General features: G+C 29.1%; 10 protein-coding genes. All 10 read left to right on the forward strand.

The genetic code is table 11. The features are described from left to right. The first annotated feature begins 173 nt into the window (after nt 1-173). The 10 genes from PP176A_RS07105 to PP176A_RS07150 all read left to right on the forward strand — a co-directional run bounded on the left by PP176A_RS07105 (nt 174) and on the right by PP176A_RS07150 (nt 7,730). The gene (locus PP176A_RS07105; RefSeq protein ID WP_071139777.1) at nt 174-770 is read left to right on the forward strand and encodes a hypothetical protein; all 597 of its coding nucleotides are present in this window, start codon (nt 174-176) and stop codon (nt 768-770) included. Nucleotides 771-853: 83 nt separating this feature from the next. Beyond that, the gene (locus PP176A_RS07110; protein ID WP_071139778.1) at nt 854-1,090 is read left to right on the forward strand and encodes a hypothetical protein; all 237 of its coding nucleotides are present in this window, start codon (nt 854-856) and stop codon (nt 1,088-1,090) included. Continuing rightward, nucleotides 1,087-1,758 carry a peptidoglycan recognition protein family protein gene (locus PP176A_RS16660; protein ID WP_071139779.1) on the forward strand — a complete coding sequence of 224 codons (672 nt, stop codon included), beginning with the start codon at nt 1,087-1,089 and terminating at the stop codon, nt 1,756-1,758. Before PP176A_RS07110 ends, PP176A_RS16660 begins: the two co-directional genes overlap by 4 nt. Nucleotide 1,759: 1 nt before the next feature. After that, on the forward strand, nt 1,760-2,146 hold the full coding sequence (locus tag PP176A_RS07120; protein ID WP_071139780.1) for a hypothetical protein: 387 nt from the start codon (nt 1,760-1,762) through the stop codon (nt 2,144-2,146). A 177-nt stretch (nt 2,147-2,323) separates the two neighbouring features. After that, nucleotides 2,324-3,622 carry a CDC27 family protein gene (locus PP176A_RS07125; RefSeq protein WP_071139781.1) on the forward strand — a complete coding sequence of 433 codons (1,299 nt, stop codon included), beginning with the start codon at nt 2,324-2,326 and terminating at the stop codon, nt 3,620-3,622. A 67-nt stretch (nt 3,623-3,689) separates the two neighbouring features. Beyond that, entirely contained in the window at nt 3,690-5,105 is a 1,416-nt protein-coding gene (locus tag PP176A_RS07130) for a ribonuclease H1 domain-containing protein (protein ID WP_071139782.1), read from the forward strand. A 23-nt stretch (nt 5,106-5,128) separates the two neighbouring features. After that, nucleotides 5,129-5,494 (forward strand): type II toxin-antitoxin system RnlB family antitoxin, encoded by a 366-nt coding sequence (locus PP176A_RS07135; protein WP_071139783.1) that lies wholly within the window; start codon nt 5,129-5,131, stop codon nt 5,492-5,494. A 354-nt stretch (nt 5,495-5,848) separates the two neighbouring features. Beyond that, complete coding sequence (rph, locus tag PP176A_RS07140; protein WP_071139784.1) at nt 5,849-6,610, forward strand: ribonuclease PH; 762 nt, start codon at nt 5,849-5,851, stop codon at nt 6,608-6,610. A gap of 1 nt (nt 6,611) precedes the next feature. Beyond that, the gene (gene rdgB / locus PP176A_RS07145; protein WP_071139785.1) at nt 6,612-7,220 is read left to right on the forward strand and encodes an RdgB/HAM1 family non-canonical purine NTP pyrophosphatase; all 609 of its coding nucleotides are present in this window, start codon (nt 6,612-6,614) and stop codon (nt 7,218-7,220) included. Between the two features lie 36 nt (nt 7,221-7,256). Then, complete coding sequence (locus PP176A_RS07150; RefSeq protein ID WP_071139786.1) at nt 7,257-7,730, forward strand: metallophosphoesterase; 474 nt, start codon at nt 7,257-7,259, stop codon at nt 7,728-7,730. The last annotated feature ends 35 nt before the right edge of the window (nt 7,731-7,765 follow it).

A 7,765-nucleotide genomic window follows, 5' to 3' on the forward strand; every position in this document is an offset into this window, starting at 1 on the left:
GGATGTTTAGATTTAAGAAGGAAGAAATTCCTTTTTTAATAGATGAAGATGGAATGCTCGAACTGATAAGACAGAAAATAGAAGAGGAAAATGAAGAAGTATAACCCTACAGAAGGGCTTTTTTATTGTCCTTCTTACTCCTGCTGTGGTAAAATATAGCAGGGAGGGATAATATGGTTTACGGTTTTTTTAGAAAAATAAGCCCTGGAGATTGGTTACAATTTGTTGGTTCTATAATAGGTATAATTGGGGCCGTATGTATAGCAATATTTAGTAATAAAAAACAATATGAACTCAATAGAGAGTTGGAAAATGAATTGATGTATAAAAACATAGCCTTGGAAGAGTTAAAAGATACAAAAGATGCTATAAAGACTGTGAATAGGATCATAATAAAAATTATTAAAGCTGCTACTAGCGAAGACAAACAAAAATTGGATGGTTTAATATGTGAATATGAAATTGAAGTGTCTATTTGGACAGGAAAGATAATATCTATAATTCCGTTTTTAAATGGTTATAACGAAAAGGATAAACAATTTTTAGGTGATCTCCATATTAAAGATAAGCTAAATAATTATGGCAATGAGGTTAATAAAATAATAAATTCTAACAAATTAAAATTAGGTGGGATTTTCCCTAAAAATCTAGAACTTTTTGCTTATATAATGGACAACAAGTTTTCTTATGAAGATTCGCATAAAGAGCTTATCAAAGTTTTAAATGAAGCAATAGATTACAATATAAAGTCTTTGAGAAAATCTAATTAGAAAATAGAAATGATTAACAATTAGAACTTACTTACGTAGGTTCTTTTTATTTACTTTGGAGGTGGACAGAAAGGAGATGGACTATGCCAGAAACAGTTATTGTGGCAATTATAAGCCTTGCCGGTACACTATGCGGTAGCTATTTTTCACAACGTCGTACTACAGCGCTTATTACGTATCGATTAGAACAGCTCGAAAAGAAGGTAGAAAAACATAACCAGCTACAAGACAGGATGGTTGTTGTTGAGCAATCCGTGAAATCAGCTCATCATAGAATAGATGAATTGAGAGAGGATGTTGAGGAAGGAGGTAAGGAATGAATATAAATAAAGAACTTGTGTCTAAATCAAAATATAATGTAAAGTGCCCATATGTAATGAAACCTAAGGGAATATGTGTACACAATACGGCCAATGATGCATCAGCCAAGAACGAGGTATCCTACATGAAGGGGAATAACAACCAGGTGTCATATCACATTGCTGTAGATGATATTGAAGCAATCCAAGCCATTCCTTTTGATAGAAATACGTGGCATGCTGGAGATGGCAGTTCTGGAAATGGTAATAGGAATTATATTTCTATAGAAATCTGTTATTCAAAAAGTGGTGGTCCTAAATTCAATAAAGCAGAAAAGAACGCAGCGGAAATTATTGCTCAATTGCTAAAACAATATGGCTGGGGAATCGGCAAAGTTAAAAAACATCAGGATTTCAGTGGGAAATATTGTCCGCATAGAACGTTAGATATGGGATGGAACAGATTTTTGAATATGATCCAAAAAGAAATGAAAGGAGCAGATATAAAAGTGGATGACAAAAAAGAACTAAGCAAAATCAAAATAAGTCTTCATGGGAAACAGTTAGAGACAGACGGTATACATCAGGATGGAATAAACTATATTCCTATAAGATTTTTAGAAAAGTTAGGATATCAGATAGGATGGCAAGATGAAACTGTAACAATAAATTATAAGGGGGAAGAATAACATGTTAGAATTTATAAAGGCAAATCTAAGCTCTATTATAACAATCATAATCGTTATAGTAGGGCTTTTATATTTGTATAAGAGAGGTAAGAAGGAATTTGTAAAGCAGGTAATATTGTCTTTAGTAGTACAAGCAGAGAAAACTCTTGGAAGTGGTACGGGTGAACTTAAATATGCAATGGTAGTAGAAAATATATATAAAATACTGCCTAAGATACTAACTTTGCTTATTGGAAAAAAGGAATTGGATAATATAATTGAAGATTCTGTCCAATACCTTAAAAAATATTTGAGCAAGGATAAAGATTTATTAGGGTATGATGGCGAATATATGAAAGTCAATTTTTCGAGTGAGCTGCAGAGAAAGGAAAAAGAAGATCAGGTATAGTTTATTTTTACGGTCGGGATTAATTTCTCGGCCTTTTTTTATTTTTTTGGAGAAAATTATACAAATATTTATAAAAATTCATCAAAAAGAAGGATTATATTAAACAATATAGAATTTATTGTACAAATAGAATAATTGGGGTGGAAGGAATGCTGTTATTTTTTTGGGGGAGAAAGTATGGACAATATTCTTAATAAAGCTAAAGAATGTGAAGACAAAAAAATGTGGAATGATGCACTGAAAAAATATGAGACACTTTATAATAATGGGCATACAGATATTTCTATTCTTGATAAGATAGGTTGGTGCCAATCAAGATTAGGGCTATATAAAGAATCAATATGTACATATAAAAAAATTATAGCTAAAGAACCCAAAAAGGCTAAATGGCATTATATGTTGGGATATCAGTATTATTGTATGAAAGATTGGCTTAATGCAATATTTTGTTTTAAAGAATCTATAAAATACCATCGAGATTATTTAATTGCATATTACAGATTAAGTTATGCAATTACTCAGGAAATAAAGAATGATTATAATAATAGCTTTACTAAACAACAAGAGGCAATCGAGTATTTAGATATTTGTGAATGTATATATGATAAATACAATGTGGAACAAAAAAAGAGAAATCAGAGTACATATATAAAAGTGTTGTTTTTAAAGGGCAAAATTTTAATAGTTTTAGGGAAGATCAATGAATCAATTAAAACTTTAGAGAAAGTGTATAAAATAGATAAGAAGAATAATTATATATTATATAATTTAGGCAAAGCTTATTATTATAATAGGGATTATAGTAAAGTTATTAAGATAATTCGAGAACTACCAAGTAAGTATTATGTACACGAGCTAAAAGCCAAGACTATGATTAAATTAGGTAATTATAGTGAAGCAATAAATTTGTATAATGAAATATTAAAAACGAGAGAAAAAGATTATATATACAGAGACTTATCATATGTTTATTTACAAATGAATGATTTAGATAATGCATATATTTATTCGAAAGAAGCATTAAACAAAGGAAAGAATAATCATAAAAATTTGTATTTAATGGGGTTAGTGTATTATAAACATGGTTTATTATATTCTGCTAAGAAAATGTTGTTAGATTCAATAAGTTTAAAAAAACGTAATTTTAAGTTGGGTTATGTGGAAGCGCAAAATCTATTAGAGGAAATTGATAAGATTATAAGTGAAACTAATTATAAAGAGGATTGCGTAGATACATTAAAACATTTAAATAAGATTGTAAGCAATAAATATGATAAATTTCAAAAGGGAGAAATTAAAAAATGGTTTAGTAGTAAAGGCTATGGTTTTATTAATAATAGCTGTAAGAGTTATTTTTTCCATGTTAATGATATAAAAAATGGGCTTAAAAGTAAAATCAAAATAGATAAAAATGTTGAATTTTATTTAGTAGAAACAAAGAGAGGACCTAAAGCAATTATAACTAGAATTTTATAATATTTATCTATTGATTTTATTACTATAAAACTTTATACTCTAATTATGAATAAAGGTGGTTGATGTTATGCCTAAAAAATATTATGCGGTTAAAGTTGGAAAAACTACTGGAATTTTTGAAACTTGGGAGGAATGTAAAAATAGTGTTAATGGCTATCCAAATGCAGAATATAAAAGTTTTACCGAAAGAGAAAAGGCTGAAAATTATTTAAATAATACTGATGAGAAGAAAACGGTTTTGGATGAGGCCAAAAGGAAGAACATTCTAATTGCTTATATAGATGGAAGTTTTAGCACAGAAATAGGAAAGTATTCATATGGAATTGTAGCAATAATGCCAAGTGGGGGAATATATGAAACATATGGTGTTGGAGATGATAAAAAGGCGGTGGCAAGTAGAAATGTGGCTGGAGAAGTTAAGGGAGTCATGCACTTAATTGGTTATGTAAATAAAAATTTATTTAAAAGTGTCATTATTAGATATGATTATGAAGGAATTGAGAAGTGGTTTACAAGAGAATGGAAAGCAAAAACATATGTAGCTAAAGAGTATGTTAAGTTTATGAATATTAATTCTAAAGGATTAAAGTTAATATTTGAAAAAATAAAGTCACATTCAAACGATAAATATAATGACAGAGTGGACAAGCTTGCTAAAAAAGCTTTGCTTCAAGAAACAAACATAAAGCAAGTAAAAAAAGAAGGAGAAGATTATATAGTTATTAAAGGAGTAAAAGATGTTGATGAGATAAAGGTAATAGTGGAAACTATGAAGGAAGAATATTGTATAAATTATGATATAAAAGAAAGCGTAGATAAATGTATCTTTATTTTAACTTTTGGCAAAGATAAAATTACAGTAACTTTTTTTAATAATAAGAATAATTTAATGATACAAGGACATAAAAATAATGTATATTCAATATTTATAAATTATTTGGGTACGTTAGTTGATAGCCTTAAGTTAATACCTGTACTAAATAAATATTATAATTTATCTATAGAGCAAGAACAAATAGACAACCAATTTATTTTGTATCTGCCTAATGCCAATAAAGATTTAATTGAAGAAAAGAGAAAGACAGTTTTAAGCCAGTCGATTTTTAATTTAAGCGTAGGAGGACAGATGTACGATTATGCTTGCTTAGCTTTCCCAGTATTAAGAGTTACAGAGGCTTATATAAAAGATATTAGAGATAGAATTGCGAAAAGTATTGAGCCACATAATTTATTTGAAAAAAGTGATAATAATGTATTTAAATTAAAAGAGTGTTATAAAAAGAAAATAGGGAATAAAGAAAAGATTTCCCATTTTAATAAATTATATAATTATTATTGCCAAGAAAGGCATAGGCTGTTTCATTGGGATGATTTAGAAACTAATTTAGACACTACAAAAATTATAAAAGATTGTACAGAAGCCCATAACATAATAAAAGTAGGTTTAGAATTAATAAATGAATTTTATGGTTTATATAAATAAACCATTATAAGGAGTTGAATGGAATGTCAAAATATAAAATTGAATATATTAGAAGTGGCGCCTTTTCAGCTCTTATAATATCATTGACGTATGAAAATATATTTAAAGAATTAGAAAAGATAGAAAAAGAGCTTACTGATAATCATATCAACGGTATGGTTGTTTTTGATAATTTATTAAAAACGGGAAACAATGAAGAAAGATTTATTTCGGCATTCTTTAATGGAACTAAATTTGACAGAAATTCATTTAAATTTACTAAGATAAGCAGAGTAAATTCGGTAAGACAATTGTCGTGTTCATCTTTAAGAAATTATAAAGAAAACATAGAAATGTCTATTTTAAATAAATTTCAGAAAGACTTGTTGCTTAGAGGTTTGAATATATAAATTTTAAAGTACTATGAAAATTAATTAGTGGAATATCTATGGAGAAAAGGACCTATTAATTTAGGTCCTTTATATATAATTACAAGAAGCAAGCCTGTTTTTCACGTGCCACTTTTCGTGCCATTCGTGCCAATTTTAGCAAAGAGTAATCAAATATATCAAAATGAGAAAATTTAAGATGGCTATTTTACAAGGGAAAGCAAACATACAAAAACATACAAAACATATATAAGCTGTTCTTGTAGCAGCTTATATTTTTTTTTAATAGATACTTATACCATTACAATTGTTATGGAAAAATAGTATTAATTCTGTTATTATTAGAATGTAATAATATAGTTGGGAGATGTTTTTATGCAAAGGATAGATAGAAGAAAATATGATGAATTAAGAGAAGTTAATATTACAAGAAATTATTTGAAACATCCCCAAGGCTCAGCACTCATAGAGATCGGGGAAACAAAGGTAATTTGTACAGCTATGATAGATGACAAGGTACCAACTTTTTTAAAAGGGACAAATACAGGATGGATTACAGCAGAATATTCTATGTTGCCCGGTTCAACTATGAATAGGAAAGTCAGAGATTCTTCTCGGGGGAAAATCGAAGGCAGATCTCAAGAAATTCAAAGGTTTATCGGAAGAGCTTTGAGGAATTCGGTTAAGTTAGATAAGATTGGAGAAAGAACTATTTGGATAGATTGTGATGTAATACAGGCTGATGGGGGTACAAGAACTGCATCAATTACGGGAGCATATGTAGCCTTAGTAGAGGCTATGAATAAACTTTATGTTCAGGGGGAATTGCCTTATATCCCTATAACTCATTATGTATCAGCAATAAGTGTAGGAATTTTTGGTGGAGTACCAATATTGGATTTGTGCTATATAGAAGATTATAAAGCAAGAGTTGATATGAATATTGCTATGAATGATAGGGGAGAGTTTATAGAAATACAAGGAACAGGAGAAAAGGGAACATTTACTTATGGAGAATTAAATGAAATGTTGAATTTAGCCAAAAAAGGGAACGAAGAACTCATAAGAATTCAAAAAAGATCTTTAGGAGATATAGGCAAATTAATAGGACAAATTCCGCAATCAGAAGGTGAATAAAATGGAGAGAAGAAAGTTGATCCTTTCTACAGGAAATATTCATAAGGTAGAAGAAATAAAGGATATTCTTGATGGATTCAACATTGAAATTTTATCTAAAGATGAAATAGGATTAAAAGAATTTAGTATAGAGGAAAATGGTACTACTTTGGAAGAAAATGCCATCAAAAAGGCAACAGAAATTCAACAAATAGCCGGAGGAATAGTTATTGCTGACGATACGGGACTTTTTGTAGATAAATTAAATGGAGAACCGGGCTTATATTCTGCAAGATATTCGGGAGAAGGCTCTACATACAGAAAAAATAATAAAAAACTTCTTAACAATCTTAAGGGGGTACCACTAAAAGAAAGAAATGCAGTATTTAAGACAGTTATAGCAATAACAGACGGAAAAAGAACGAAAACTGTAACAGGAGAATGCAGGGGGAAAATAGGATTTGAAGAAAGAGGTACAGAAGGATTTGGATATGATCCTCTGTTTATAGTAGACGGATATGATAGGACTTTCGCAGAATTAGGAGAAGAAATTAAAAATAAAATAAGCCACAGGAGTAGAGCTTTGAAAAAATTAAAAGAAGAGCTAAAAATTTTTTTGAATGAAATATAAACGAAAATTAGGAAACATATGTGAAGGTGATAAGCAGTGAGAATATTTGTAGTGAGTGATACCCATGGAAGAATAAATGAATTTATTAAAAAGGTCGAATACTTAGAAAAACCTGATATGATTATTCATTTAGGAGATTATATCGAAGATGGAATTGAAATTGAAAAGAGATTAAATATTAATACTATAAAAATAAGAGGGAATTGTGATTTTTATACGGAGAAGAAAAATGAGGAGACTATATTGAATATTGGAGATAAGAGAATATTTCTAACCCATGGGCATAAATATAATGTAAAAATGGGTATTCTAAATTTATATTATGCAGGAAAAGAAGAAAATGCAGATTTGATACTATATGGTCATACTCATATACCATCTATTGAAAAGAAGGATGGCATGATTTTTCTAAATCCCGGAAGTCCCTCAATGCCGAGAGGAAGGCATAAGAGGACCTTTGCAATTGTAGAAATCGGAGATAAAATAAAGGCAGATATTATAGAAATTTGATTTTGACGTATTGACAAGGATATTTTTATCTGTTA

The organism is Sporanaerobacter sp. PP17-6a, assembly GCF_900095615.1.
Classification (GTDB): domain Bacteria; phylum Bacillota; class Clostridia; order Tissierellales; family Acidilutibacteraceae; genus Acidilutibacter; species Acidilutibacter cellobiosedens.

Coding starts and splice junctions, on each gene's coding strand:
- PP176A_RS07120 (WP_071139780.1), top strand. CDS start 1,760: ATGTTAGAATTTATAAAGGCAAATCTAAGCTCTATTATAACAATCATA.
- rph (WP_071139784.1), top strand. CDS start 5,849: ATGCAAAGGATAGATAGAAGAAAATATGATGAATTAAGAGAAGTTAAT.
- PP176A_RS07110 (WP_071139778.1), top strand. CDS start 854: ATGCCAGAAACAGTTATTGTGGCAATTATAAGCCTTGCCGGTACACTA.
- PP176A_RS16660 (WP_071139779.1), top strand. CDS start 1,087: ATGAATATAAATAAAGAACTTGTGTCTAAATCAAAATATAATGTAAAG.
- PP176A_RS07130 (WP_071139782.1), top strand. CDS start 3,690: ATGCCTAAAAAATATTATGCGGTTAAAGTTGGAAAAACTACTGGAATT.
- PP176A_RS07135 (WP_071139783.1), top strand. CDS start 5,129: ATGTCAAAATATAAAATTGAATATATTAGAAGTGGCGCCTTTTCAGCT.
- PP176A_RS07105 (WP_071139777.1), top strand. CDS start 174: ATGGTTTACGGTTTTTTTAGAAAAATAAGCCCTGGAGATTGGTTACAA.
- rdgB (WP_071139785.1), top strand. CDS start 6,612: ATGGAGAGAAGAAAGTTGATCCTTTCTACAGGAAATATTCATAAGGTA.
- PP176A_RS07125 (WP_071139781.1), top strand. CDS start 2,324: ATGGACAATATTCTTAATAAAGCTAAAGAATGTGAAGACAAAAAAATG.